At 62.6% G+C, this 24,815-nt stretch carries 23 protein-coding genes; 19 read left to right on the top strand and 4 right to left on the bottom strand.

From position 1 onward, the window contains the following. Positions 1–61 precede the first annotated feature (61 nt). A complete protein-coding gene (locus tag SB772_RS18940; protein ID WP_410834748.1) occupies positions 62–892 on the top strand; it encodes a class I SAM-dependent methyltransferase in 831 nt (276 codons plus the stop codon). A gap of 20 nt (positions 893–912) precedes the next feature. Continuing rightward, on the top strand, positions 913–1,749 hold the full coding sequence (locus tag SB772_RS18945) for an MFS transporter (RefSeq protein WP_410834749.1): 837 nt from the start codon (positions 913–915) through the stop codon (positions 1,747–1,749). Positions 1,750–1,861: 112 nt separating this feature from the next. On the opposite strand, the gene SB772_RS18950 is transcribed toward SB772_RS18945, so the two are convergent. After that, positions 1,862–2,149 carry a DUF4148 domain-containing protein gene (locus SB772_RS18950; RefSeq protein ID WP_410834750.1) on the bottom strand — a complete coding sequence of 96 codons (288 nt, stop codon included), beginning with the start codon at positions 2,147–2,149 and terminating at the stop codon, positions 1,862–1,864. A 112-nt stretch (positions 2,150–2,261) separates the two neighbouring features. On the opposite strand from SB772_RS18950, the gene SB772_RS18955 reads away from it, so the two are divergent. Beyond that, positions 2,262–4,382 (top strand): D-(-)-3-hydroxybutyrate oligomer hydrolase, encoded by a 2,121-nt coding sequence (locus SB772_RS18955; protein ID WP_410834751.1) that lies wholly within the window; start codon positions 2,262–2,264, stop codon positions 4,380–4,382. A gap of 216 nt (positions 4,383–4,598) precedes the next feature. Here SB772_RS18955 and SB772_RS18960 read toward each other — a convergent pair whose 3' ends face one another. Further along, positions 4,599–5,780, bottom strand: a complete 1,182-nt coding sequence (locus SB772_RS18960; protein ID WP_410834752.1) for an acyltransferase family protein — start codon at positions 5,778–5,780, stop codon at positions 4,599–4,601. Between the two features lie 486 nt (positions 5,781–6,266). Between SB772_RS18960 and SB772_RS18965 the strand changes: the two genes are divergently transcribed. The 15 genes from SB772_RS18965 (at position 6,267) to SB772_RS19035 (ending at position 20,868) form a co-directional block, all read left to right on the top strand. Beyond that, positions 6,267–7,511 carry a Crp/Fnr family transcriptional regulator gene (locus SB772_RS18965; RefSeq protein WP_410834856.1) on the top strand — a complete coding sequence of 415 codons (1,245 nt, stop codon included), beginning with the start codon at positions 6,267–6,269 and terminating at the stop codon, positions 7,509–7,511. 71 nt (positions 7,512–7,582) lie between these two features. Further along, positions 7,583–8,347, top strand: a complete 765-nt coding sequence (locus SB772_RS18970) for a flagellar motor protein (protein ID WP_410834753.1) — start codon at positions 7,583–7,585, stop codon at positions 8,345–8,347. A 72-nt stretch (positions 8,348–8,419) separates the two neighbouring features. Further along, positions 8,420–9,121, top strand: coding sequence for an OmpA family protein (locus SB772_RS18975; protein WP_410834754.1), 702 nt, complete (start codon positions 8,420–8,422; stop codon positions 9,119–9,121). A 478-nt stretch (positions 9,122–9,599) separates the two neighbouring features. Beyond that, positions 9,600–10,565, top strand: coding sequence for a LysR family transcriptional regulator (locus SB772_RS18980; protein WP_410834755.1), 966 nt, complete (start codon positions 9,600–9,602; stop codon positions 10,563–10,565). A gap of 164 nt (positions 10,566–10,729) precedes the next feature. Further along, positions 10,730–11,221 (top strand): hydroxyquinol 1,2-dioxygenase, encoded by a 492-nt coding sequence (locus tag SB772_RS18985; RefSeq protein ID WP_341316245.1) that lies wholly within the window; start codon positions 10,730–10,732, stop codon positions 11,219–11,221. A 37-nt stretch (positions 11,222–11,258) separates the two neighbouring features. Continuing rightward, the gene (locus SB772_RS18990; RefSeq protein WP_410834756.1) at positions 11,259–12,254 is read left to right on the top strand and encodes a hydroxyquinol 1,2-dioxygenase; all 996 of its coding nucleotides are present in this window, start codon (positions 11,259–11,261) and stop codon (positions 12,252–12,254) included. A 96-nt stretch (positions 12,255–12,350) separates the two neighbouring features. Continuing rightward, positions 12,351–13,814 carry an aldehyde dehydrogenase family protein gene (locus SB772_RS18995; RefSeq protein WP_410834757.1) on the top strand — a complete coding sequence of 488 codons (1,464 nt, stop codon included), beginning with the start codon at positions 12,351–12,353 and terminating at the stop codon, positions 13,812–13,814. Positions 13,815–13,820: 6 nt separating this feature from the next. Continuing rightward, positions 13,821–14,879 (top strand): maleylacetate reductase, encoded by a 1,059-nt coding sequence (locus SB772_RS19000; RefSeq protein ID WP_410834758.1) that lies wholly within the window; start codon positions 13,821–13,823, stop codon positions 14,877–14,879. A gap of 41 nt (positions 14,880–14,920) precedes the next feature. Next, on the top strand, positions 14,921–16,210 hold the full coding sequence (locus tag SB772_RS19005) for an ABC transporter substrate-binding protein (RefSeq protein ID WP_410834759.1): 1,290 nt from the start codon (positions 14,921–14,923) through the stop codon (positions 16,208–16,210). 20 nt (positions 16,211–16,230) lie between these two features. Next, the gene (locus SB772_RS19010; RefSeq protein WP_410834760.1) at positions 16,231–16,953 is read left to right on the top strand and encodes an ABC transporter ATP-binding protein; all 723 of its coding nucleotides are present in this window, start codon (positions 16,231–16,233) and stop codon (positions 16,951–16,953) included. Positions 16,954–16,955: 2 nt separating this feature from the next. Next, on the top strand, positions 16,956–17,666 hold the full coding sequence (locus SB772_RS19015; RefSeq protein ID WP_410834761.1) for an ABC transporter ATP-binding protein: 711 nt from the start codon (positions 16,956–16,958) through the stop codon (positions 17,664–17,666). Beyond that, positions 17,663–18,529 carry a branched-chain amino acid ABC transporter permease gene (locus SB772_RS19020; RefSeq protein WP_410834762.1) on the top strand — a complete coding sequence of 289 codons (867 nt, stop codon included), beginning with the start codon at positions 17,663–17,665 and terminating at the stop codon, positions 18,527–18,529. The genes SB772_RS19015 and SB772_RS19020 overlap by 4 nt, the downstream gene beginning before the upstream one ends. A 9-nt stretch (positions 18,530–18,538) precedes the next feature. Then, entirely contained in the window at positions 18,539–19,630 is a 1,092-nt protein-coding gene (locus SB772_RS19025; protein ID WP_410834763.1) for a branched-chain amino acid ABC transporter permease, read from the top strand. 5 nt (positions 19,631–19,635) lie between these two features. Further along, on the top strand, positions 19,636–20,502 hold the full coding sequence (locus SB772_RS19030; protein WP_410834764.1) for an intradiol ring-cleavage dioxygenase: 867 nt from the start codon (positions 19,636–19,638) through the stop codon (positions 20,500–20,502). A 12-nt stretch (positions 20,503–20,514) separates the two neighbouring features. Next, complete coding sequence (locus SB772_RS19035) at positions 20,515–20,868, top strand: Rieske (2Fe-2S) protein (RefSeq protein WP_410834765.1); 354 nt, start codon at positions 20,515–20,517, stop codon at positions 20,866–20,868. Between the two features lie 43 nt (positions 20,869–20,911). Here SB772_RS19035 and SB772_RS19040 read toward each other — a convergent pair whose 3' ends face one another. Further along, positions 20,912–22,726 (bottom strand): DUF934 domain-containing protein, encoded by a 1,815-nt coding sequence (locus tag SB772_RS19040; RefSeq protein WP_410834766.1) that lies wholly within the window; start codon positions 22,724–22,726, stop codon positions 20,912–20,914. A gap of 279 nt (positions 22,727–23,005) precedes the next feature. Here SB772_RS19040 and SB772_RS19045 point away from each other — a divergent pair, with 279 nt between their 5' ends. After that, on the top strand, positions 23,006–23,194 hold the full coding sequence (locus tag SB772_RS19045; RefSeq protein ID WP_410834767.1) for a DUF2970 domain-containing protein: 189 nt from the start codon (positions 23,006–23,008) through the stop codon (positions 23,192–23,194). Between the two features lie 48 nt (positions 23,195–23,242). Here the strand turns inward: SB772_RS19045 and SB772_RS19050 are convergent, their stop codons facing one another. After that, entirely contained in the window at positions 23,243–24,658 is a 1,416-nt protein-coding gene (locus SB772_RS19050; protein WP_410834768.1) for a PLP-dependent aminotransferase family protein, read from the bottom strand. Positions 24,659–24,815: the final 157 nt, after the last annotated feature.

A 24,815-nucleotide genomic window follows, 5' to 3' on the forward strand; every position in this document is an offset into this window, starting at 1 on the left:
TCGCGCCGATGTCGACTCGAAAGCCCTGAACAATCCGCCAAGACCGTGGAGGAACCTTGCAATGACTGATGCACTTGATGGCGTGCGCGATCACTATCGCGCGACCGGCCTGACCGAGCGGCTGAGGATCGCGCTCACGGTCCTTGGGCCGGAGGATCAGCGGCTCACGCCGCAGCAACTGGGTGTCCTCGACCAGTTTCACACCCGCGGGCTGGCTGCCACCGCCGAGCTTGCCGGATTGGCCGGGATCACCGCCGACATGTCGGTGCTGGACGTCGGTTCGGGCGTTGGCGGGCCGGCCCGTTTTCTGGCTGCAACCTATGGCTGCCGGGTGACGGGTATCGACCTCAGCGAACCGTTCGTGGATGCCGCGCGCTATCTCACCCAGCGCACAGGGCAGAGCGAACAGGTGTCGTTCCACACCGCCAGCGCGCTGGAACTTCCCTTCGACGACAGCTGTTTCGACGTCGTATTGCTGCAGCATGTGGCGATGAACATCGCCGATCGCGCACGGCTTTACCGGGAGATCCGACGCGTGCTGAGGCCAGCTGGCAGGTTTGCGACGTTCGACGTCGTCGCAAACGGCAGCGAACCGTACTACCCCGTTCCCTGGGCGCGAACACTGGCCACGAGCTTTCTCCTGACGGCCGATGCAACGCGCGAGGCGATCGAACCAGCAGGTTTCCGCACGCTGGCATGGCAAGACGACACCGAGGCCGCAAAGGCCTGGATCACCCAACAGCGCGCATCGGGGCCGCCGCCCTCGCCAAATCTCGGCGTGGTGATGGGGCCGGACTTCGCACAGCTTTTCACCAACCTGGGGCGAAATCTCCTGGAAGGCCGACTCGGTATTCTCACTGCGGTGTTCGAGGCCGAGCCCACGAAGACCTGAATTCAGATGGAGAACCGCTGATGACCGCCGCCCTTATTCCTGCTGGTATCGTCCCGTCGCGTCCCGCTTGGCGTAGCCTGCTTTGGATTGCCCCGCTGACGGTCCTGTGGATTGTGTTGATTTACTGGCAGCCGATTATCCCGGCCAGCGGCGTTCCGACCACGGCCCACCAGCTGACGGCCCACGCGGTTATCGCGGTCGGTTTGTGGCTCGGCCTCGAAAGCACTGACCTGACGCCGGGCCAACGCCGCGCGACCTGGCTGGCGGTCATGATCCCAGACACGCTTTGGTTCGCTGTCGCCTGGAGCGCGGCGATCAATGGCGTCTTTCGCGCGGACGCCTCGCCCTCACCTGTGCCGTTGCTGCCGTTGGCGATCTTCCTGCCGGTGATGATCGGCGCGCCGCTGTTATTGTTGTCGAAGAGGGTGGGGCAGGTGCTCGATGTGATGCCGGCGAGCTGGCTCGTCGCTCTTCAGATTTACCGCGTATTCGGCAGCTGGGCCCTCGCTGCCTGGCTGCATGGGGTGCTGCCAGGCGTGTTCGCATTGCCGGCGGGAATTGGCGATGTGCTGACCGGCCTGTTCGCCGTGCCGGTGGCGATCGCCGTGGCGAGCGGTACAGCTCAAGGGCGGAAGGCGGCGATAGCCTGGAACATTTTCGGCCTCGCCGACTTCGCCGTCGCGATTGCCTTGGGCATGATCACCTCGCCCGGCCGTTTCCAGTTGATCGTTCCGAATGTGCCGAGCATTGGCGCCGGCGCTTATCCGGATGTGCTGACCCCTGCTTTCGTGGTGCCAGGCTCGATCCTGCTGCACGCGCTGTCGCTGCGCCAGCTGATCCGACGACGCACCGGCTGATCTCCTTCCTCAATGTGCCAGACGACACGCAACATGGTCCGCAACAGCGTGCGGATCACGCGGCCGAGTGCGCGGAACGCGAAATACAGCAGCGTTCCGTGCACATGCTCGCTCAATCCCCGCCGCCATAGAGTGCATTCAAGCGATCTAGCGTGCCGTCCTTTTGGGCACGCAGCAATTCCTGATAGACCTCCGCGCGAGTCTTGCCAACGTGGGCACCGCTCATGCTGCTGCCCCCGGGTGTGCCGCCGACCGCGTCTGACGTCATAGCTGCGTTGCTGTCGGTTGCCGTAGTGGATGTGCCGGCGTCGTCGCCCGCATAGGCCAGCGAGAGGTAAGCATCGGCAGCTTTGAATATCTGCAATCGCCAGGATCTTGGCGGTCGGGCGAAAACCTTCATTGAATCTGCGCGTCCGACGTTCTAATGTCTAGTGGCGCCGTGATCCAACGCTGCACGCTGGCTCTCGCAGTGCGTGGTGCGTCGCATTCGAACAATAAACAAGGAGACACGGATGAAACCCATCCCGATCGCAGTCTGGACTCAAGCGGCAATGCTCAGCGCCGCGATAGTGGCCGCAGCGCTCGTCCCCACAGCACGTGCCGACGATCACGACGGCGGCCGTTCAGCCGTGCATAGCCTGCCGCCGTTCGTCGTGGCAAGCAGCCTCAGGACAACCATGTATGACGGCATCAGCAACGACCTGCTAACCGCCGGCCTCGGCAAAACCGGACTCGCGGGCGCAGCGCCCGCTATTGCGAACCCGGGGAGCCCGACGGCTGCCGAGTTGCGGCGGCTCGCGATCTGGTCGAATTACCGCGCGCTCGTCGACATGACGGCGAATGGCGGCTACGGTCGATTCTGGGGACCCAATGTCGACCTGTACGGCAACGACACCCTTGGCGAAGGAAAAATTGCCGGCACCGAATACCTCGCGTATGCCGACGACGGCAGTGGCCGGCATAACGTGAGTCTGCTGGTTCAAGTGCCGGCGAGTTTCGACCCGGCGAACCCGTGCATCGTCACGGCCACGTCGTCGGGCTCGCGTGGCGTCTACGGCGCCATTTCGGCGGCCGGCGAGTGGGGGCTCAAGCGCGGCTGCGCGGTCGCCTATACCGACAAGGGCACCGGCAACGGGGCGCACGAGTTGAGGACCGGTCTCGTCACGCTGATTGACGGCGTTCTTGCCGACGCCGCCACGGCCGGGCCCAACAGTCTCTTCACCGCCAACGTACCTGCGGCCACGCTGGCCACCTACAACCAGAGCTTCCCCAACCGCTATGCGTTCAAGCACGCGCATTCGCAGCAGAATCCGGAACAGGACTGGGGCGCGGACACGCTCGAGGCCGTGAAGTTCGCCTATTGGGCCTTGAACCGGCAGTTCGCAACGCTCGCCGACTCGTCGCATCACGGTGTGCGCTACCACCCGGGCAGCATCACCACGATCGCGGCGTCCGTGAGCAACGGCGGTGGCGCGTCGCTCGCGGCCGCCGAGCAGGACACGAGAGGGTGGATCACGGCGGTGGTCGTCGGCGAACCACAGGTCAGCGTCCGGATGGGCGGGAATGCGCAAGTGATCGAGGGCGGCCAGCGTATCGCCGCGGCCGGCAAACCGCTGGCGGACTACATGACGCTCGCGAACCTGCTCCAGCCGTGTGCCGCGCTCGCGGAGGCCGCCGCCGGCGCGCCGTATCTCACGGCGCTGCCCACGGCGACGACGACGGCTATCCGCCAGGCTCGCTGCACGTCGCTCGCGGCGGCAGGCTACGTGCGCGGCAGCGACACGCAAACGCAGGCGAACGACGCGCTCGCGCTGCTGCACGAGGCCGGCTATGAAGCCGATTCCGACGTCCTGCACGCACCCATGTGGGACTCGCAGGCCGTGCCGGCCGTCGCGGTGACGTACGCCAACGCGTACACGAGGTCGAGCGTGATCGACAACCTGTGTGGTTTCAGCTTCGGCACGACGAACCCGGCAACGGGCGGAGCGGGCTTTACACCGGCTGTCTCGCCGATGCCGACCGTGTTCGGGCTGGGCAACGGTGTGCCGCCGACCAACGGCATCAGTCTCGTCTACAACGTCACGCCGCAAGGCGGCGCCGATCATCGGCTCGCGACGCCCGATGCAAGCTTCGCCGGTGCGGCATGCGCGCGCGCGTTATGGACGAGTCGGGACCCGCGCATGCGGGCGAGTGTCGAAGCGATCCGCCTGAATGCGAACCTGCATGGCAAGCCTGCGATCATCGTGCAGGGCCGCAGCGATGCGCTCGTGCCGGTGAATCATGCCTCGCGCGCGTATCTTGCGGAGAACAGCGTGAGGGAAGGCTCGCGCAGCCAGTTGTCGTTCTATGAAGTGACGAACGGACAGCACTTCGACGCGTTCCTCGGCGTGCCGGGCTTCGACACGCGCTTCGTCCCGGTTCACTACTACAACATCCAGGCGCTCAACCTGATGTGGAGCCACCTGAAGAACGGCACGCCGCTGCCGCCGTCGCAGGTGATCCGCACGGTGCCGCGCGGCGGCACCCCGGGTGCTGCGCCGGCGTTAAGCCTGGCGAACCTGCCGGCTATCGTGGCGAATCCGGGGAGTAATGCGATCGGCGTGAGCCACGGGGTGGTGAACGTGCCGCACTAAAGACGCGTTGTGTGACCACACAACGACTAGTGGATGCTGCGAGACGTCTCGATAGCGAATTTCGCATAGACGATCCAACTATCGAGTTCGTCATCTGTCTGCCGGTATTGGCGAGCATGAGCGTGCTCGTCAATTGGCGGCTCATCTGCTAGCCACTGTTCCTGTCAGCACGGCCTCAATGGTGTCTAACCGAGACATGCACCCGGCGCATCGCAGTCAATCCCCCACTGACGCGGGCATCCTGGTAGGTGCGCTGAGATGCAGCGTCCTGCCGAGCGAGATGCATGGCGCTTCGATGAATCGATACGAAAGCGATGCGCTTGCACAGAGCAGAACGAGATATGCAAGACCGACAAGCCAAAATGCCGTCACGCCGGCGAATGCGAACGAGCGAACTGCGGGAATGGAAAAGAGCAACGTGAGGAACAGCCCCTGGGTAAGGTAGATGCTATAGCTAACTTGTCCCAGCATCCGCGCGGCTCGACTCGTCAGTAGACCGAATAGTGTAGAGCCGGAGCAGATCAGATAGAAGAAAAGCGAGTAGAACGCGACCGACATCGGGGACAGCGCTTCGAATGCATGCGGCGCAGCAAACATGGCGGCAAGCAGAAACAACGCGGCAGGCGACGTAACGCGGTCGCCGAGATGGAGCCGATGGCCCGTATGATGAAGTGACGCGGCGCTCATCCCGGCAAGGTACAGCGAGGCGAACATGGGCACCGTCTTGTGGCTCGTCACCGCCGCGACGAGCAGGCAGGCGGCCAGGCCGAGCAACGGGAAGAGCACGCGGGTCTTCTTTCCGGACAGCAGGGCCAGCACTGGCAGGCTCGCGTAGAAGAACCACTCCCAACGCAATGTCCACGTTACGCCGGCCAGGATCAGATCAGCCCTCGGGTGGCCGTTCACCGTATGCGGCACGTCGACGATGCCCAACCCGAGCCAGCACAGCACCTGGTACGCGACGCTGCTTGCCGACTCGTGCAGTGTGAAACCGGTGCGCGCAAAGACGACAAGCAGCATGAGGCCGACGACGAACAAATACATCGGAGCAATGCGAAACAGACGGCCCATATACAACTTCAACCAATCGGTCTTGGTGCCGGTCCGAAGGACCTTTTCCCAAAAGATGAATCCCGTGATCATAAAAAAGAGCGGAAACGACTGGAAATAGCCGATCACGCCTTCCCATTCGCCCGTCTCGATGGCTTTGTGGGTGTGCAGCAAGTGACTGACGGCGACATTGATCGCAAGAAAGGCGCGTAACCCATTTATCTCGGCGTTGCGTGCAAGCGGCGAACTCGCGGACACGGCGTTCGGCCGTGCTTGCCATAGCTGGAATATCCCGAAGGTGGTCGTCAGCAAGGCGATGCTTATCAAGGCAGGGGAGTAACCGATCATGACGGCCTCTTGTCTATTGTTTCTATTCTCGCGATGTGCGTTATCCCCGCGCCTGCATTGTGTAGGGCCATGCTACAGCGGGTAGAGTGGAGAAGCGGTTTGGGGCGGAGAAAGGCGAGTCTGTGGCGTCAAGGGTCAGGGTGGAAGCGCACATACTGACACTGACGCGGTGTAGACCGCATTGAATCTGTGACCGGTGCGACAGTAAAACGGCATCGTCGAATTGCGGATGCGCCTCTAAGCATATCTCCACCGGTTTCCCGCGGAACGGGAAAAATAATCACAGTGCTCCGAAGCCCCGGTCGGGGTCGCCAAACGTTTGCGCCATGGCGTCTGATTCGCGCCATTACGTCTGATGATTGTGCGCGTTAAAGATTTGCGTACCGGATGTCGTTATCCAGTCAAATAACGCAGGACCATCGGACATGTTCATGCGTCAGCAAAACGCGGGCAGAACGAGGCAATAGCTCTTCGAGGGAACGAATCGTGAATCAACAAAAATCGCCATGGTCGCGCACAGCGGCACCGGGCGAAGTCATCTATTCTGAAGGCTTCGCGGGCGATGCCGTCATCTACGTCATCGCGGACGGCAAAGTCGAAATCTCCACCCATTGCGACGAAAAGAAAATCATTCTTGCCACGCTGGGAAAGGGCGAATTTTTTGGGGAAGCGTCCTTATTGCCGTCCGAACCGCGAGCGCACACCGCGAAAGCACTGAGCTTCTGTCAATTCACGGTCGTCGCGGCAAACGTAGTGGAAGAGGAGCTTGGGCGCGTGTCGCCGCTGCTTCGCCATATCGTGCGCACCATGATTCGACGGGTGAAGAAGAAGGACGATGTCCTTGCCACCTATACGCATGCTGATTTCCTGCCAGGTGTTGTTTCGTACGCTCATGTGCTGGCTCTGATGGCGGGTGCCGACAACGCGGACAAACTGGATGGACGTACACGCCGTGCTCAAGGGGAGGAGTTCTCGGTGCCTCTGCCCGAAGTCATCAAGAAGTGCCATGCGATTGCCGGCCATTCCCGTCCGCATGTGATGGCCATGCTCAAGCGGATGGAGAAACTCAACCTCGTCACGCTCGAACCGGGCCGCTCCGATCGCCTGACCAGCACGTCGGCGCGATATTCAGCGCAGGACGGAGCAACCAGCCGGCAGCTCGTGACGTTCGATCCTGTACGGATCACCGAGCGGGCCCAGCAGGTGGCGGACCACGATTTCGACATCTCGATCGGCAGTGAGCTGGAACTGATCGAGCTGGCCGACCTGGAAGCGCTGATCGGCGTCGAGAAGACGGTGATTCTCAACAAGCTGTCCCACGGGGAAATCGCCGAGGATATCTTCGCGTTTCGCAAGACCAAGGTATTGAACTATGTCGAGGAAAAGGGCGTCGCGTATTTTTCCCGGCGAAATGTTCGTGGCCCAGGCGAGCTGAAATCGCTCGACGATCTGGAGTTTGTCGACCAGCGTACCTTGTTCGAAGCCGTGAGCGCTTTCGACACCTACGACCTCGCGAAACTGCTCTCCGCGTTGGAGGGCCAGCCCATCGCCGAACGCCTGCTGTCGGTGATGACCGAGGCGAGGAAGAAAGAAGTGTCGTGGGTCATGCGGCGCGACATCAAGATCGATCCGCTCGAGATTGCCGAGATCGAGGAGCGCTTCCTCGAGACCGTGCGAGCGATCAAATCTCCGGCGGCCAATGCGGCGTCGCTTTCCAATCTGGATGCCTGACACGTGGTGCACGAATAGCAGGCTGTTTTCACTTCGAGTCCAATGGCTGAGATGGCCGTTCGAGAGGATGTATGGATCTTTTGACGCTATTTGGCGCATTGTTCGGCGTGGCGGCCATCGTTGTCGGATTCTCGCTCGAGGGTGGGCACTTCACCTCGCTTTTTCAATTGCAGGCCTTTGTCATCGTATTGGGCGGCACCCTCGGCGCCGTGATGATCCAGAACACCTGGGCCAGGTTTTATGACGGCGTCAAGCAACTGCGCCTGGCATTCGTGAAAGCGCGGCAGGTCGACCGGGACAGCTTGTCTGTCCTGCTCGAGTGGGGCGATCAGGCGAAGCTGAACGGCATGCTGGCGTTCGAGTCGATAGAGGCGGGCGGAATCAGTCCGTTTGCCAAACGAGGATTGGAGCTGCTGGCAAACGGCGTATCGACTGCCGTGCTCGAAGACGCCTTGCAAAGAGAACTGGATGCGTATGAGCGCAATCACATGGCGGCTGCGCGGATATGGCATCAGGCGGGTGGCTACGCGCCGACGTTCGGCATCCTGGGAGCAGTGCTTGGCCTGATTCAGGTAACGGGCCATATGCTCGAGCCCGCGCAACTCGGGCAAGGCATTGCCGTCGCTTTCGTGGCAACGCTTTACGGCCTCGCGTTGGCGAATCTGGTCTTTCTGCCGTTATATGGAAAGATTAGAGCGCAGGTGGATAGCGAGTTGCGCTTCAGGCGTTTATACCTCGATGGTTTGCTCGCGATATCGCGCAAGGAGTCGCCTCACACGATCGAAACCCGGCTGGCGGGCGACGTCCGCGAGAGATCGGCTGAGTTGTTGGGATAGCGGGCTTCGATCGGTTGGCGACATGTTGCTGGGCGCCCGTTCAAACACAATCTGGAAATAGGCGTTTCGTGTATGAACACCTACTCGGTTAACAAGCGCCTTGCGTCAGACAACGCCGGCGATCGGAAAGGCGACGATGCCGAGGAGCAGTCGGGGCGCTGGCTGATTTCCTACGCGGACCTCGTCACCACGCTGATGGTGTTGTTCCTTGCGCTCTATGCGCTGCAGCTGGCGAAAAATAGAGAGCTTGAAATAAAGATGCTCGAGCGTCGCGAGGTGAAGGCGGTGACGGGCACCGGCAGCGCTAACGCGCCTGTCGTTGCGCCCGGCGCGCCGGATGCCGCAAGGACGCAGCTTCTATCGTTGTTGGCGCCGCTTCAGGACAAACGGCAGATTACGATTTCGAATGTCGCACAGGGCGTTGAAATCGCAATCAACGCGAAAATCCTGTTCAACTCGGGCGACGCGCGGTTGTTGCCCGAATCTTTCGGCGTGTTGAACCAGGTCGCCGAGGTGCTGCGCGACCATTCAAAAAACAACATCCTTGTTGAAGGGCACACGGACAGTGTTCCGATATCGACGGCGAAATACGAATCCAACTGGGAGCTGTCGTCGGCACGTGCTGGGGTGGTAGTGCGATTCTTCGCCGACAAAGGCATCGAAGCCCACAGGATGGCCGCGATCGGCAGGGCTGACAATTTCCCCCTGATTATCGGCGACGCCGCGGCAGCGCGAGCCGCGAATCGCCGCGTCACGATCCTCGTGGAATATTGAGTCGCAAGACGCGTGAGCGCGGCGCGAATATGTCTCTCAGGTTCTGGTCACCCTCGGCCAGGACACTTCTTGAGCCGGCCTCGCGCCGGCTCTTTTTGACCGGCGTCGAACATATGTTTTACACCACCACTTTGCGACGCCTGGCGAGCGGAAGGGGGGCGTGCCTCGCGACGCCAGAGCATCCCGCCGTTAGCTCACCCCCTCTTCTGCCTCTCGCGCGAACGCCGTCCTGCTCAATCACTTCCGGAAAAGCGATGACCTGATCCAGCACACCGAGCCTTTTCCATGCGGTGTCTATGAGCGGCAGCGGGATCATGTCGAGTTGCGAAGCCGATCTGAATGATGCAGATTGGGCTCGATTGTTTCAGCATTTCCGCGGTTCGCTTGACCGTGCGTCTCAGTTTTGCCGATTTTTCGATAACAGGATTACACTTCAGCCGCATAGCAGGCCGCGGGCACAGCGGCCACAGGAGACAGCATGGACCTCTTCATGTCGATGGAAGCGTTCGTGCGGGCCGCTGAAGCGCAGAGCTTCGCCGGCGCCGCACGCCAGATGGGCGTCGCCAAATCGGTGGTGACCTCGCGCGTCAAACAGCTCGAAGACCATTTCGGCGTGCCGCTGTTTCATCGGTCGACGCGGGCCGTGCGCCTGTCGGAACTCGGCGAGACGTATTACCGCGAGTGCGCCGAACTGGTCAACAAGGTCCACGACCTGTCCGGACGCTCGCGCGGCGATCCGCAGGCGCTGGCCGGCACGCTCAACGTCCACGTGCTGCCGGGCTTCGCACTCGGACACTTTTCGCAGACGCTGATCGAATTCCGCGCCGCGTACCCGCGCGTCGAGTTCGTCGTGACCGTCAACGACCGGGTCATCGATCCGGTTCAGGAAGGCTTCGACCTGGCGTTGCAGATCTATCCGCCGGCGTCGAACCTGCTGGTCGAGCGGCGCCTGTTTCCGGTGCGCGGCGTGCTGTGCGCCGCGCCCGGTTATCTGAAGGAAGAGCCGCTGATCGAAACCCCGCTTGACCTTCTTCGGCACGATTTCGCCCGCTATTCCTACTATCCGTGGGGCGACAAGTGGCCGCTGATGCGCGGCAACGAATGCTTCGAAATCGCGCTGAATCCGGTGCTGAAAACCAATAGCGTGCACCTCCTGCTGGAGTTCGCGCGAGCCGGCGCGGGCGTCGTTTATCTGCCGACCATGGTCGCGGCCGCCGATCTGCTGGAGCATCGCCTCGAACGGGTGCTGCCGGAGTACGCGGCGCCGCCGCTGTGGCTGTCGGCGGTATATCCCGCCTCGCACCGTTCGACCACCAAGGTCAAGGCTTTCGTCGACTTCCTGCGCGCCCGTTACCTGCGCGAACCGCAATGGGACAAGGCGCTCGGCATTGCGCCGCCGGACGACGAGAGCAAAAGCGTCGGCGAGGAACTGGCTGAAGACTGAGGGCTGCCGCGCGCCCGTCCGGGTTCGCCACCAGGTAGTTTCCCTGGCGGGATTTTGGTGCACCCATGGTTCGCGTTTCCCGACCCTCACAACATTGCTGTTGGGCCTGCCGCCACTTAATCTTCGAACCAGGCAACGCGTTCGTAGATCAACTGGAGACAGACATGCAACAGACCTGGTTCGGCAGCCTGGACAATTATCGGAAGGGCTCCATCGAAATCATCAAGGGCAAGCCGGAGCATTACGCGATGTCGAACGTGTTCGACGTGGCGAGCCGCGCTGAGCCCTACGAGAAAGTCGTCGTCGGCAAGAATCTCAAGTACGTGATCGAGACGCTGCGCGCGGAAGGTTCCTCGCCGTGGTTTGCTGCGTCGCACGACGAATTCGCGGTCGTGCTCGACGGCGAGATCGACGTCTATTTCATCAAGCCCTCGGACGGGCCGCTGGTCGACGCGCAGACCGAAGGCAGTGTGCGGCTCGACGGCCAACCGTCCGGCCAGTCGATGGGCTATGTGCGGCTGCGCCGCGGCCATCAGGCGTTGCTGCCCGCAGGCGCCGCCTATCGGTTCGAAGCGGTGACGAAAGGCGTGCTGCTCGTGCAGACGATTCTCGGACGCTATTCGGTCGAGAAGTGGGCCGATATCTGCATCCACTGAATCCCGCTACACGATCGATCCTCTCCTGGAGCCCATCATGGACAAACCCAGCACACTGCAAAACGTCACCGCGAGCGAGGCCGACGCGGTGACCGGTTATCGCACATTCTGCCTCGGCGATTTCGAATTCAGCCGAGACGCTTATTTCGCTACCGTCAGATGGCCCGCCAAAGGCCAGACCCGCTCACACCAGATGCACGCCGACGACTTCCTGCGCGCGATGATGCGCGATGTCGCGTGGGGCTTTTTCTACGGCTGGGTCAACTTCGACGAAGTGATCGGTACGCGCAATCACTACGGCAAGGTCGACATGTATGCCGGCGCGTATAACGCGAGCTTCAAGGAAGCGGGCGTCGATCATATGCAGCAGTTCGACACGCCGCTCATCATGGCGACCTTCAAGGCGATCCTGAAGGATTGGGTCAACGAAGGCTTCGATCCGTTCGCCGCGCCCGAAGAAACCGGCTCCGCGTTCGGCACCAAGCATGGCGACAACATCGCCGCGATCGAGCGCACGCGGATCGCCACCAGGCGCATGCCGGGACTCGAAGGCGATTCGCCGCTGCGCGACGACCTGCCGGTCAATCGCCAGTTCGCCGACGTCGGTCAGGACGAACCGGAAATTCATGCGGAGCCCGGTTTTGAAGGCGCGTTGCATGCGTTTAGCCTCTTCAAGTACCTGTCGCGTTCGGACGTGACGTGGAATCCGTCGGTGACGTCGGTTTGTCAGCAAAGCCTGTTCTGCCCGACCACCGAGGAATTCGTGCTGCCGGTGTTTCATGGCAACGACCGCGTCGAGTGGTTCCTGCAACTGTCCGACCAGATCATCTGGGATGTTGCCGACAAGGATAGCGGCGAGCCGCGCGCGCGCATCACCATGAACGCGGGCGATATCGCCGCGATGCCGGCCGACATCCGTCACAAGGGCTACTCGCAGAAGCGCTCGATGCTGCTGGTGTGGGAGAACGCCACGCCCGATCTGCCCAAGCGCTACGAAAGCGGCGAACTGCCGCCGTATCCGATCCAGATCTAACGCTCAGACATTCCCTCCGATCGTCGATCGAACGGCGCCAGACCGCTGGCGCTGCGGGGAATGTCACGTCCAAAGCTTTACTTGCGCGGAATTGACATGCAAACGCAACTCTTCATCGGTGGCCGCTTCGTACCGGCCGCAAACGGCGAAACGCTCGCCTCCCTCAATCCGCACGACAACTCGGTGATCGCCGAAGTCGCGTTGGCCGGGCCCGCCGACGTCGATCGCGCCGTGGCAGCGGCGAAAGCGGCGTTTCCGAAGTGGAGCAATCTTGCCGCGATGGAGCGGGGGCGCCTGCTGCTCAAGCTCGCCGATGCGATCGAAGCGAACGCCGACATGCTGGCGCGTCTCGAATCGCTCGACACCGGCCACCCGATTCGCGACACCCGCAATCTCGATGTGCCGCGCACTGCAGCGACGTTCCGCTATTTCGGCGGGATGGCCGACAAGTTCGAAGGCTCGGTGATTCCGGTCGAACAAGGTTTTCTGAACTACCTGACGCGCGAGCCGGTCGGCATCGTCGGGCAGGTGGTGCCGTGGAATTTTCCGCTGATGTTCACGAGCTGGAAGATGGCGCCTGCGCTCGCCGCAGGCAACTGCGTGATCATGAAGCCCGCTGAACTCACGCCGCTGTCGAGTCTCGCCATCGCAGAACTGATGGCGGAGGTTGGATTTCCGGACGGTGTCGTCAATATCTTGCCGGGCCTGGGTCACGTGGCCGGCCAGTACATCGCCGAGCATCCGGAAATCAGCAAGGTCGCCTTCACCGGTTCGACGGCGGTGGGCCGCAAGATCGTGCAGGCGTCGAGTGGCAATCTGAAGAAGGTGCAGCTCGAACTCGGCGGCAAAGGCGCGAACATCGTGTTCGGCGACGCCAATATCGACGCCGTTGTGCAAGGCTCCGCATTCGCGATCTTCCACAACCAGGGGCAGGCGTGCATCGCCGGCTCGCGGATGATCGTGCATGAATCGATCGCAGACGAGGTGCTCGAGAAGTTCACTGCGCTGAGCCGCACGATCAGGATCGGCGATCCGCTCGATCCACTGACTGAAATGGGACCGCTGACCTCGCGCCAGCATCGCGACCGTGTGCTGTCGTTCGTCGACGTCGCGCGCGAACAGGGCGGCCGCGTGCTCGCGGGCGGCAAGGCGCCGGACGACGCTGCGCTGGCGAATGGCTGCTACGTCGAGCCAACCATCGTCGCAGCGTTGCCGGAGCATCGGGTCTCGCAAGAGGAAGTGTTCGGCCCGTTCATGACCGTCACCACATTCCGCACCGATGAAGAAGCGCTCGCGATCGCGAACGGCACCGAGTATGGTCTCGGCGCGGGCCTCTGGACACGCGATCTGCAACGCGCGCATCTGATTGCTCGCGAGATTCGCGCCGGCATGGTGTGGATCAACTGCTACAAGCGCGTGAGCCCCGCGTCGCCGTTCGGCGGCGTCGGCGCGAGCGGCTACGGCCGCGAGATGGGTTTCGAAGCGATGCGCGAATACACGCAGCCCAAGTCGGTCTGGGTCAACGTGGATGCGCAGATTCCGCCTTACTACCCGCGCTGAACCGCCATGGAACCGTTCATTTACAACGGCCTGCCGTCACGCGTGATCTTCGGTGCGGGCAGTCTCGACCAGCTCGACCGCGAGATCGGTTTGCTCGGCGCGACGCGGGCGATCGTGCTGTCCACACCGCAACAACGTGCGCAGGCCGAAGCGCTGGCCGCAAGCCTCGGCTCGCGGGCGGCGGGCGTCTACGCCGAAGCGGTGATGCACGTGCCTATAGAAACGGCTCACGCGGCGCGCGACTTTGCCGCGCAGGTCGGCGCCGATTGTGCGATCGCGCTAGGCGGTGGTTCGACGACGGGTCTCGGCAAGGCGATCGCGCTCGAAACCGCGCTGCCGATCATCGCGATTCCGACCACCTACGCTGGCTCCGAGATGACGCCGATTTACGGCCTCACCGAGGGCGGCGTGAAAAAGACCGGCCGCGATCTGCGCGTGCTGCCGAAGACGGTGATCTACGACCCGGCGTTGACGACGTCGCTGCCGCCTGCATTGTCGCTGACGAGCGGCATCAACGCGATTGCGCATGCAGCGGAAGGGCTCTACGCGCAGGACGCGAATCCGATCATCGAGCTGATGGCGGAAGAGGGTATCCGCGCGCTCGGGCAGGGGTTGCCTCGCGTGATGCAGCAGCCCGGCGATCTCGCGGCACGCGGCGACTGCCTATACGGCGCATGGCTATGCGGCGCGGTGCTCGGCAGCGTCGGTATGGCGTTGCATCACAAGCTGTGCCATACGCTCGGCGGCACGTTCAACCTGCCGCACGCGCAGACGCACACGATCGTATTACCCCATGTGCTCGCCTATAACCGCGAGGCCGCACCGGATGCGATGCAGCGTATCGCTCGCGCGCTGCACGCCGACGATGCCGCGCAAGCCGTATTCGACCTCGCACGCGATCACGGCGCGCCCACCGCGCTGAAAGACATCGGTCTCATCGCAACCGATCTCGACGTCGCGCTCGATCTCGCGCTGAAGAACCCCTACTGGAATCCGCGGCCGATCGAACGAATCCCGTTGCGCGCGTTGCTCGAAGCCGCCTTCGACGGACGACGACCGGATTAGCGCACCCGATCCCACTCACATAAAAAATTCAGGAGACAACCATGGACGCACATTCCTTCGATGCGAAGCGTCGCCGCTTCGTCACACTCGCGGCGGGCGGCGCGCTTGCCGCGACGACCTCGGCGTTCTCGCCGCTGGTCTTCGCCTCCGGCCCGCGCACGCTGAAAATCGGCTACGTCTCGCCGCAAACCGGACCGCTCGCGCCGTTCGGCGAAGCGGACCGCTTCACGATCCAGCAGATGCAGACCGCGCTGAAAAACGGCATCGTGATCGGTGGAAAAACCTATCCGGTGTCGATTGTCGTCAAGGACAGCCAGTCGAATCCGAACCGCGCCGGCGAAGTGGCGAACGATCTGATCCTGAAGGACAAGGTCGACATCATGCTGGTGTCCGGCACGCCCGAGACCGCGAATCCGGTCAGCGATATGTGCGAGCTGAACGAGATGCCGTGCGTGTCGACGGTGGTGCCGTGGCAGCCATGGTTTTTCGGCAGAAAGGGCGATCCGAAGAAGGGGTTCCGCTTTACCTATCACTTCTTCTGGGGCCTGGAGGATGTGATTGCCGTTTTCACCGGCATGTGGCAATCGGTGCAGACGAATCACAGCGTCGGCGGCCTGTTCCCGAACGACGGCGACGGCAACGCGTGGGGCGACGCGAAGCTCGGCTTTCCGCCGGTGCTCGCGCAAAAGGGCTTCACGCTGAAGGACCCGGGGCGCTTCCAGAGCATGACGCAGGACTTCTCCGCACAGATTTCGTCGTTCAGGCAGGCGAATGCGCAGATCGTCACAGGCGTCGTGATTCCGCCCGATGCGAAGAACTTCCTCGTCCAGGCGCGTCAGCAAGGCCTGAAACCCAAAGTGATTTCGATCGGTAAGGCGCTGCTGTTCCCGACCTCGATCGAAGCGCTCGGCGACCTCGGCGAGGGTCTTTCCACCGAGGTGTGGTGGTCGCCGTCGCATCCGTTCAAGTCGTCGTTGACGGGACAAAGCGCGCGGCAACTCGCCGACGACTACGAGCGCGTGACGTCGAAACAATGGACCCAGCCGATCGGCTTCGCGCATGCGCTGTTCGAAATCGCGGTCGATTCGTTAAAGCGCGCGAAGGATATCGATTCGAACGAGTCGATCCGCGACGCGGTGGCGTCGACCAGGCTCGACACGCTGGTCGGCCATGTCGCGTGGGGCAGCGGGCCGGTGAAGAATGTCGCGAAGACGCCGCTGGTCGGCGGGCAGTGGGTGAAAGGACAGAAGCATCGCTTCGATCTCGCGATCGTCAATAACCAGCTCGCGCCGAGCGTGCCGCTGTCAGGCCCGCTCAAGCTGATCGCGTGAATGCATAGCGGAGAGCGGCGATGAACCCAGTTCTCAGACTAACCGGCGTATCGAAGCGCTACGGCGCGCTGCAGGTGACCGACGACATCAGCTTCGAAGTCGAACGCGGCGAGACGTACGGCATCCTCGGCCCGAACGGCGCCGGCAAGACTACGTTGTTCAACCTCGTCAGCGGCGACGTGCGGCCCGACCAGGGCAGCGTCGAATTCGACGGCGCGCACGTGAACCACTTGCCGCCGCATCGCCGCTGTGCGGCGGGGATCGGCCGCTCGTATCAGGTGCCGCGGCCGTTCGGCGGCATTACGGTGTTCGAAAACCTGCTGGTCGGCGCGACCTTCGGCGGCGAACTGGCCGAGCATGCCGCGTACGAGGTCTGCATGGATGTGCTCGAACGCACCGGCCTCAAAGCCCGCGCCAACCAGTTGGCCGGCACGCTGGGGCTGCTCGACCGCAAGCGCCTCGAACTGGCTCGCGCTTTGGCTACGCAGCCGCAACTATTGCTGCTCGATGAGATAGCAGGCGGCCTCACCGAACCCGAAACGCACGAACTCGTCGACGAGATTCGCCGCGTCAAGGAGCGTGGCGTGACGATCGTGTGGATCGAACACGTCGTGCATGCGCTGCTCGCAGTGGCCGACCGGTTGCTCGTCATCAACTTCGGCAAGCGGCTTGCCGAGGGCCTGCCCGCCGCCGTGATGGACGATCCCGAAGTGCGGCGCGTGTACCTCGGACTGGAGGCATGACCATGTCGGCATTACTGGAGACACGCGCGCTGAGCGCGTTTTACGGCGACTTCCAGGCACTGTTCGGGATCGACGTGACGGTCGCGCCCGGCGAGGTGATCGCATTGATCGGCTCGAACGGCGCGGGCAAATCGACCTTTCTAAAATCGGTGGCGGGCCTGCTCCGCACGCGCGCCGCCGAGCAGATCCTGTACCGCGGCGAAGCGATTGGCGGCGCGGCTGCGGCGAGCATCGTCGGCAAGGGCATCGCGTTGGTGCCGGAAGGACGGCGTCTGTTCGCGAGCTTGACCGTCGAAGAAAACCTGTTGCTCGGTGCCTACAGCAAACGGCCGGGGCGCTGGAATCTGCAAAGGGTCTACACGCTGTTCCCGGCGTTGCAGGAGCGCCGTCACCACGCGGCCACCGCATTGTCGGGCGGCCAGCAGCAGATGGTCGCGATCGGCCGTGCGCTGATGAGCAATCCCGATCTGCTGATGTGCGACGAACTTTCGCTCGGCCTAGCACCGGTGATCGTCCGCGAGATTTACGCGGCGTTGCCCGCGATCGTCGCGGACGGCATGAGCGCGATCGTCGTCGAGCAGGACGTGCAGTTGGCGCGCCGCGTGTCGTCGCGTTTCTATTGCTTCCAGGAAGGACGCGTGTCGCTTACGGGTGTATCGGCCGAAGTGTCGGACGAGGCGATCACGCAAGCGTATTTTGGAGCGCTCGCATGACTACGTTCATCAATATCGTCGTGCAGGGCGTATTGCTCGGCGCGCTGTACGGACTCTTCGCGATGGGGCAGTCGCTGGTGTTCGGCGTGATGCGGCTCACCAACACCGCGCACGGCGACTTTATCGTGCTGCTGGTGTTCGTGCTGTTCGCGCTAACCAACTATGCGCATCTGCCGCTCGCCGTCGCGCTAGTGCTGCTGCTCGCGATCGCTTTCGGCGCGGGTTATGCAGTGCAGTACACGATCCTCAACCGGGTCAGCAGCCGCGATCCGCTGCCTTCGCTGATCGTCACGTTCGGCTTGTCGATCGTGATCCAGAACGTGCTGCAACAGGTGTTCTCCGCCGATCCGCGTTCGGTTGCAACCGGCAGCTTCGAGTCGAACAGCATCACGCTCGCGGCCGGCATCACGCTGGGCTATCTGCCGCTCGTCACGCTGGTGGCGACCGTCGCGCTCGCCTTCGCCATGCAGTGGCTGTTCGGCCGCACACCGCTCGGCCGCGCGTTTCGCGCCACCTCCGACGATCGCGAGATCGTGCAACTGATGGGCGTCTCGTACCGCCGCACCTATGCGCTGGCGATGGGCATCGCGTTCGTGCTGATCGCGGTGGCCGCCGCGCTCTATTCGATGCGCACCGCGGTCTCGCCGACCGATGGCCCGGCGTTGCTGCTGTATGCGTTCGAAGCGGTGATCATCGGCGGCATGGGTTCTTTCTGGGGCACCTTCGTCGGCGGCGTGGCGCTCGGCGTTGCGCAGCAGGTGGGTTTTTATCTCGATCCCGGCTGGGGCATCTGGCTCGGTCACGTGGTGTTTCTCTGCGTGCTGGTGGCCCGGCCGCAGGGCTTGCTGCCCAAAACCGCATAGAGGTTCGACATGATCATGCATTTGAACTCGCCCGCAACGGGCTTCGAAGTGCGGCGCGCGACCCGCGCGAGCCGCGTGGCGGTGATCGTGCTGCTGATCGTCGCGCTGGCGGTGGCGAGCGCGCCGTGGTGGGCCGGGCGCGACGCGATGCGCGATTTCGTGCAGCTCGCGTCGTATCTGGTGTTCGCGCTGATGTGGAACCTGCTGGCGGGTTATGGCGGGATGGTGTCGATCGGGCAGCAGGCGTTCTTCGGTATCGGCGGCTACGGGATGCTGATCCTCGCGAACTATTGTGGTATTTCGCCGTTCGTTGCCGTGCCGATCGCGGCGGTGGTGGCGACGGTCGTGGCGATTCCTGTGTCGTTGGTGGCGTTCCGGCTGGAGGGCGGCTACTTCGCGATCGGCACGTGGGTGATCGCGGAAGTGTTCCGCCTGACAGTGGCGAACGTGTCGGTGCTCGGCGGCGGTTCCGGCACCAGCCTGACCGCGCTGCAGGATGTGCCACGCGTGCTGCGCGAATCGCTGACGCTATGGCTTGCGCTCGCCATCGTTGCGGCGGCGATCGGACTGCTGTATCTGTTCCTGCGCTCGAAAGCCGGCCTCGCGTTGACCGCGATGCGCGACAATGCGGTAGCAGCCAGCAGCCAGGGCGTCGATGTGAAGCGCGCGCGGTTGATCGTGTATCTGGTGTCCGCGTGCGGCACGGCGTTGGCCGGCGGCCTGTATTTCGTCGGCAACCTGCGCATCTCGCCCGATGCCGCGTTCTCGGTGAACTGGACCGCGTTCGGTATTTTTATCGTCATGATCGGCGGTCTGGGTACCCTTGAAGGGCCGATTGTCGGCGCGCTGATCTTCTTCTTGCTGAACCAGTTCCTGTCCGATTTCGGCGCGTGGTATCTGATCGGACTCGGCACGCTGGCGATCGTCGTAACGATGTTCTTTCCGCAAGGACTGTGGGGCTTCGTGTCGCGCCGCTACGGCCTGCAATTGTTCCCCGTGGGCCGGCGCGTCGTGTTTCCCGACGCCGGTCCGCCTCAGCAATCCTCGCCAGGCCGAGCGACCGATTCGCTCGACGCGCCGTCGGCGGCACACCGCGCATGAGGTCGATGATGAACGACGAAACCATCCATCCGCTTACCCAGAATGTGCTCAAGACGTTTGCCGGCTGCACCGATCCGCGCCTGAAGCAGATCATGAGCGCGCTGGTCAAGCACCTGCATGCGTTTGCCAATGAGGTCGAACTGACCGGCGACGAATGGCGCCGCGGCATCGAGTTTCTCACTGCCACCGGCAACAAGTGCAGCGGCATCCGCCAGGAATTCATCCTGCTGTCGGACACGCTTGGGCTTTCGATCATGGTCGATGCGATCAACCACGAACGCGCGGGCGACACCACCGAGAGCAGCCTGCTCGGCCCGTTCTATCGCGCGGGTGCAAAGAACGAAGCCTTCGGCGCCAACATCGCGCGCACGGAAGGCGAGCCGACGCTGATTCACGGTCGTCTCGTCGACGAGCGCGGCGCGCCGGTGGCCGGTGCGCTAATCGAAGTATGGGAAACGGCGAACAACGGCATGTACGAAGGCCAGGACCCCGATCAGCCCGAGAGCAATCTGCGCGGCAAATTCCGCTCGGGGCCGAACGGCGAATACGCGTTCAGAACCATCAAACCGACCAGCTATCCGATTCCGACCGACGGCCCGGTCGGAAAGATGCTGATGGCGACCGGACGTCATCCGATGCGGCCCGCTCACGTCCATTTCATGATCGAGGCGCCCGGGTACGAAACGCTGACGACTGCGCTGTATTCCGCCGGTGACCCGTACGTTGAATCCGACGCGGTGTTCGGCGCTAAGCCGTCGCTCGTGATCGACTACGTGCCGAACGATAACGCGGCAACTGCAAAAGAGTGGGACTTGCCGAGCCCGTTCTTCGAAGTCACGCGCGACTTCGTGCTGTCCCAGCAGCATGTATGAGGAGGCACGGCAATGAACGCGGCGAGTCCCGAATCCCGGGCGGGCTTCCTGTGCGCGCTAGACGACATTCCTGACGGCGGCGCGCTTGAAATTGCCGCGGAGCAAGCCGGCGCGCCGGGCGTCGTCGTGTTGCGCCGCGGCGACGAAGTCTGGGCCTATCGCAACATGTGCCCGCACTTTTCGATTCCGCTGAACTATGAGCCGAACACCTTCTGGGCCTACGACGCCGAATTGCTGATGTGCGCGCATCACAGCGCGATGTTCCGCTTCGAAGACGGTTTGTGCATCGACGGTCCCTGTCAGGGCGCGGCGCTCACGGCGGTTGCCGTTCGCATCGAGCAAGGGCAAATATTCAACAACGGCTGAAGGGAGCAGACGCGAAAACGGCAGTCTGCTTTCCGGCAACCGCTCAGGACCGGCCGGGTTCAGCGATGCAGGTTTTCAATACTGTCGGCGTCTCTGCAGCGTCGGCCTGGTAGAACCCGGGGAAACGTTCGAACTGCCGTTTCGCGTCGGCCGGGTCGACACCCTCTTTCAGCACCGCGCTCGAAAATCCGGTTCTTTCCATCTGTACGAGCTGGTCTATCAAGACGTCGCCGGTCGCGCGTAAATCGCCCTTGAATCCGAGCCTGCGGCGCAGGAGATAGGCTTGGCTGTACGCGCGTCCATCGGTGAAGTGGGGGAAGTGCAGGTCGATGCGTGCAATCTGTTCAATCTGGCCGGCAAGTGTCATCGGGTCAGCGTCGTTGCCGAGCTGGAGCGAGGCCGTGACGCCGTCGGCGAGATGGTCTGCTGCCGTCAAAATTCGCAGGCGAGTACCGTTTGTCACAGGGAAACCTCCGCCTTCCAGCGAGCGTCGTTGGCTGCTGCTTTGAACGGCTCCAGGCCGACGCGCTTCAAGGTTGGTGAGCAGATGGACGTTCGCGCTGGCAAGGTCTGCGTCGCAAGCCGCTTTCCAGAGCGGGAACAGGTCATCGGCATGAACCCAGGGCAGCACGATGTTTTGCGTGTGCGTCACGCGCGCTTCTCCTGCGGAAAAACGCTCGGCCAGCTCGGCGACAACATCGAGCTGGTCGGCGGACGCGTCGCCAGGCGCCTGAAGCAGGCGTTTGAACGACAGCGTGACAACGCGCATTGCCGGATGCTTGTGGTGCGCCACGTTGCGTTGCAGCCAGCGGCCGAAACGCGGATGGGCCTGCGCTTGCGAACGCAGGTCCGAACTGACACTCTTGTCGCTCCGGCGTATCCGACTGTTCAGACCAGGCGGCACGAACGACGCACTGACGCGGTCCAATTCGGCTTGAGGGATGGTGTGCGGACCACCGTCGCGTTCGACGATCTGGCGGAACTCCTCGTCTACTTCGTCGATATATCCTTGACCCTCGGCCTTGACCAGAATCTTGATGCGCGCCTTGTATTTGTTGTCGCGTCGGCCGTAGCGGTTATATACCCGCACCACCGCCTCGATGTAGTTCATGATTTGATGCCACGGCAAAAAGTCGCGCAGCACCACGCTGATCATTGGCGTGCGGCCCATCCCTCCGCCGACTGTCACCCGAAAACCCAGTTCGCCTGCGTCATCTTTCAGGAGCCGCAGACCGACATCGTGCCAATCCGTCGCGGCCCGGTCTTCGGTCGCGCCAGTGACGGCAATCTTGAACTTGCGCGGAAGAAACGCGAACTCGGGATGCAGCGTCGTCCATTGCCGCATGATTTCAGCAAAGGGCCGCGGGTCGGCGATTTCGTCCGGGGCGACGCCGGCGCGCTCGTCGCAGGAAATGTTGCGGATGCAATTGCCGCTGGTCTGAATGCCATGCATGTCGACGCTTGCGAGCAGGTCCATCACGTCCGCTGCTTTCGACAGGGGAATCCAGTTGAACTGGACATTGGTGCGCGTGGTGAAATGCGCGTAGTGCGTCGGCAAGTGGGTGGTCCCGAGCTTTCTTTGCGCCTCGCAGGCAAGCCGGTATATGTCGGCCTCGGGCTCGTCGTATTCCCGCGCGATCCGGGCGAGCATGCGCAATTGCTCGCTCGACAGTTCCCCGTATGGAACCGCCACACGCAGCATCGGCGCGTGCCGTTGCACATACCATCCGTTTTGAAGGCGGAGTGGGCGAAAGTCGTCTTCGCTGAGCTTCCCGGACTGCCAACGCTCGAGCTGGTCGCGAAACTGCGCAGCGCGGCTGCGCACGAATGATTTGTCAAACTCGGTGTACTGGTACATGGTCCGGTGCGTCCGCGGCCACACTTTCGATGAAACTCGACGTCGTGAAGCCAAGCCTGGTCAGGGGCCAAAGATAGAGGCAGCGGCGCTTGCTGAAAAGTAGCAGATGCCGACTAAAACGCGCTAGCAGATGGCGAGCGAGGTCGCGGCTGTTGCCGGCGGTAGCAGGAGGAGAGACTGCTGCGTCAGAATTGTTCGCAACTGCTACTATTTTGCACGGCCTGCCCGGCTCAAACTATTGCTTGAGATGAAGCAATCCAGCCTTGAGAGGGTGATGCCATGAACCTGTTGAAAATGACGCGAATCGTGCTGTGGAGTTTCTTTGGCGTTCGCCGGGGCGCTTCGCATCAATCCGACATGGCGGCCGTCAAGCTGCCCTTGTTGCCGCTAGTCGCGGTGGTGCTCGCCGGCGGGTTTGGCGCGATGCTGTTCGCCCTCGCGAAGCTTGCGGTCAATGTGGCGCATTGACGGGTGCTACGCATTCGGCAGGGGAGCTGTCATGCACGGCTCGTTGCCTCATTCGCCAGCACGTTCAAGCAGCGAGCACAGCGTTTTGACAGCGTTCTCCATTCTGTCGCTCCACGGATGGCCGAAATTCAAACGAACGTGGTCCCGGAACGCGTGCTTCGCGGAGAAAACCGGCCCCGGTGCGATGCTGATACCGTTCTCAATCGCGAGGCGGTGCAATTTCATCGCATCGACACGCGATGGAAGTCGAACCCACAGAAAATAGCCTCCGGAGGGGCGCGTCCAGTGCGCATCGTCCGGCATCCAGCGGCGTAGCGCGGTATCCATCGCAGCCAGCTGACTGCGAAACGAGCCGCGCAGTTTCCGTAGATGCTTGTCGTACCCGCCGTGCTGAAGATAGTCCGCTATTCCCGCTTGGGCCGGGATGCTGGCCGATAAAGTGGTCATCAACTTAAGGCGCTGCACCTTGTCGGCGAAACGGCCTGCCGCAACCCACCCGATGCGGTATCCGGGTGCGAGCGTCTTTGAAAACGAACTGCAGTGCATCACGAACCCTTTCTTGTCAAAGGCCATGGCAGGCAGAGGGTACGTCGGCGCATGATGCAGCTCGCCGTACACATCGTCCTCGATGAGCGGCACGTCATGCTGGGCAAGCAGATCGACCAGCGCTTGCTTCTTTTCCCGCGACATCGCCGCGCCGGTCGGATTCTGAAAGTTGGTCATGAACCAGCATGCCCGAATGGGGTGCTTGTCGAAGGCATCCGCTAGCGCCTGCAAATCGACGCCTGAAACAGGGTCGGCCGGAATCTCCACCGCCCGGAGATCGAGGCGCTCGATGGCTTGCAGCGCCGCGTAAAACCCCGGTGACTCGACTGCCACGACGTCTCCCGGACGCGTCACCGCCATTAAACACAGATTGAGTGCTTCCAGCGCGCCATTGGTGACGACAATCTCTTCCATCGGCTGGGCAATGCCCATCCCCATGTACCGCAACGAAATCTGGCGACGCAGTTGCTCGTTTCCCGGGGGAAGGTCGACCACCGTACTCCACGGACTGATCAAACGGCTTGCATGCCCGAGCGATTTGGCGAGGCGCTGAAGTGGAAAAAGCTGTGGAGAGGGGAACGCCGAGCCCAAGGGAACGATGTCCGGGTGCTTCGCCGCCTCGAGCACCGAAAAGACCAGGTCGCTGATTTCGACCTTGGCCGACTCCAGAACGGGAGGCGGGCGTGGCGTCTGCCGCTGTTCAAGCGCCGCACCCGGTGCCACGTAGTAGCCGGAGCGCTCGCGTGCCCGGATCAAGCCCCACTCTTCAAGCAGATAGTAGGCGCGAAACACGGTCGACTGGCTGACGCCGTGCTGCGTCGTGAGTTGTCTCAGCGAGGGCATGCGAGAGCCGACGGGACGGCTGCCCGAGCGGATTTCGTCGGCCATGGTGGTGGCCAGCAATTCGAAGCGTTTCATTTGACGGCTATGGTTCGTCCGCCTTCATCCCGTGAAGGTCTGCGGCGGGACTTTCTCCGACAACCGGGTTAGTGAGCAGGCGATGTTGCCCTGAATGCGGCAGTTGGGCAAGGTGTCGCGCATTGACACGGCGGCTCCGGCGCGCTGGTGTTGCGCC

Origin of the sequence: Paraburkholderia sp. SIMBA_030 (assembly GCF_046535245.1) — a bacterium.
In the GTDB taxonomy this organism is placed as follows: domain Bacteria; phylum Pseudomonadota; class Gammaproteobacteria; order Burkholderiales; family Burkholderiaceae; genus Paraburkholderia.

Bases quoted from the DNA above. Each gene is read 5' to 3' on its own strand.
- SB772_RS18940 (WP_410834748.1), top strand. From the start codon at position 62: ATGACTGATGCACTTGATGGCGTGCGCGATCACTATCGCGCGACCGGC.
- SB772_RS18945 (WP_410834749.1), top strand. From the start codon at position 913: ATGACCGCCGCCCTTATTCCTGCTGGTATCGTCCCGTCGCGTCCCGCT.
- SB772_RS18950 (WP_410834750.1), bottom strand. From the start codon at position 2,149: ATGAAGGTTTTCGCCCGACCGCCAAGATCCTGGCGATTGCAGATATTC.
- SB772_RS18955 (WP_410834751.1), top strand. From the start codon at position 2,262: ATGAAACCCATCCCGATCGCAGTCTGGACTCAAGCGGCAATGCTCAGC.
- SB772_RS18960 (WP_410834752.1), bottom strand. From the start codon at position 5,780: ATGATCGGTTACTCCCCTGCCTTGATAAGCATCGCCTTGCTGACGACC.
- SB772_RS18970 (WP_410834753.1), top strand. From the start codon at position 7,583: ATGGATCTTTTGACGCTATTTGGCGCATTGTTCGGCGTGGCGGCCATC.
- SB772_RS18975 (WP_410834754.1), top strand. From the start codon at position 8,420: ATGAACACCTACTCGGTTAACAAGCGCCTTGCGTCAGACAACGCCGGC.
- SB772_RS18980 (WP_410834755.1), top strand. From the start codon at position 9,600: ATGGACCTCTTCATGTCGATGGAAGCGTTCGTGCGGGCCGCTGAAGCG.
- SB772_RS18985 (WP_341316245.1), top strand. From the start codon at position 10,730: ATGCAACAGACCTGGTTCGGCAGCCTGGACAATTATCGGAAGGGCTCC.
- SB772_RS18990 (WP_410834756.1), top strand. From the start codon at position 11,259: ATGGACAAACCCAGCACACTGCAAAACGTCACCGCGAGCGAGGCCGAC.
- SB772_RS18995 (WP_410834757.1), top strand. From the start codon at position 12,351: ATGCAAACGCAACTCTTCATCGGTGGCCGCTTCGTACCGGCCGCAAAC.
- SB772_RS19000 (WP_410834758.1), top strand. From the start codon at position 13,821: ATGGAACCGTTCATTTACAACGGCCTGCCGTCACGCGTGATCTTCGGT.
- SB772_RS19005 (WP_410834759.1), top strand. From the start codon at position 14,921: ATGGACGCACATTCCTTCGATGCGAAGCGTCGCCGCTTCGTCACACTC.
- SB772_RS19010 (WP_410834760.1), top strand. From the start codon at position 16,231: ATGAACCCAGTTCTCAGACTAACCGGCGTATCGAAGCGCTACGGCGCG.
- SB772_RS19015 (WP_410834761.1), top strand. From the start codon at position 16,956: ATGTCGGCATTACTGGAGACACGCGCGCTGAGCGCGTTTTACGGCGAC.
- SB772_RS19020 (WP_410834762.1), top strand. From the start codon at position 17,663: ATGACTACGTTCATCAATATCGTCGTGCAGGGCGTATTGCTCGGCGCG.
- SB772_RS19025 (WP_410834763.1), top strand. From the start codon at position 18,539: ATGATCATGCATTTGAACTCGCCCGCAACGGGCTTCGAAGTGCGGCGC.
- SB772_RS19030 (WP_410834764.1), top strand. From the start codon at position 19,636: ATGATGAACGACGAAACCATCCATCCGCTTACCCAGAATGTGCTCAAG.
- SB772_RS19035 (WP_410834765.1), top strand. From the start codon at position 20,515: ATGAACGCGGCGAGTCCCGAATCCCGGGCGGGCTTCCTGTGCGCGCTA.
- SB772_RS19040 (WP_410834766.1), bottom strand. From the start codon at position 22,726: ATGTACCAGTACACCGAGTTTGACAAATCATTCGTGCGCAGCCGCGCT.
- SB772_RS19045 (WP_410834767.1), top strand. From the start codon at position 23,006: ATGAACCTGTTGAAAATGACGCGAATCGTGCTGTGGAGTTTCTTTGGC.
- SB772_RS19050 (WP_410834768.1), bottom strand. From the start codon at position 24,658: ATGAAACGCTTCGAATTGCTGGCCACCACCATGGCCGACGAAATCCGC.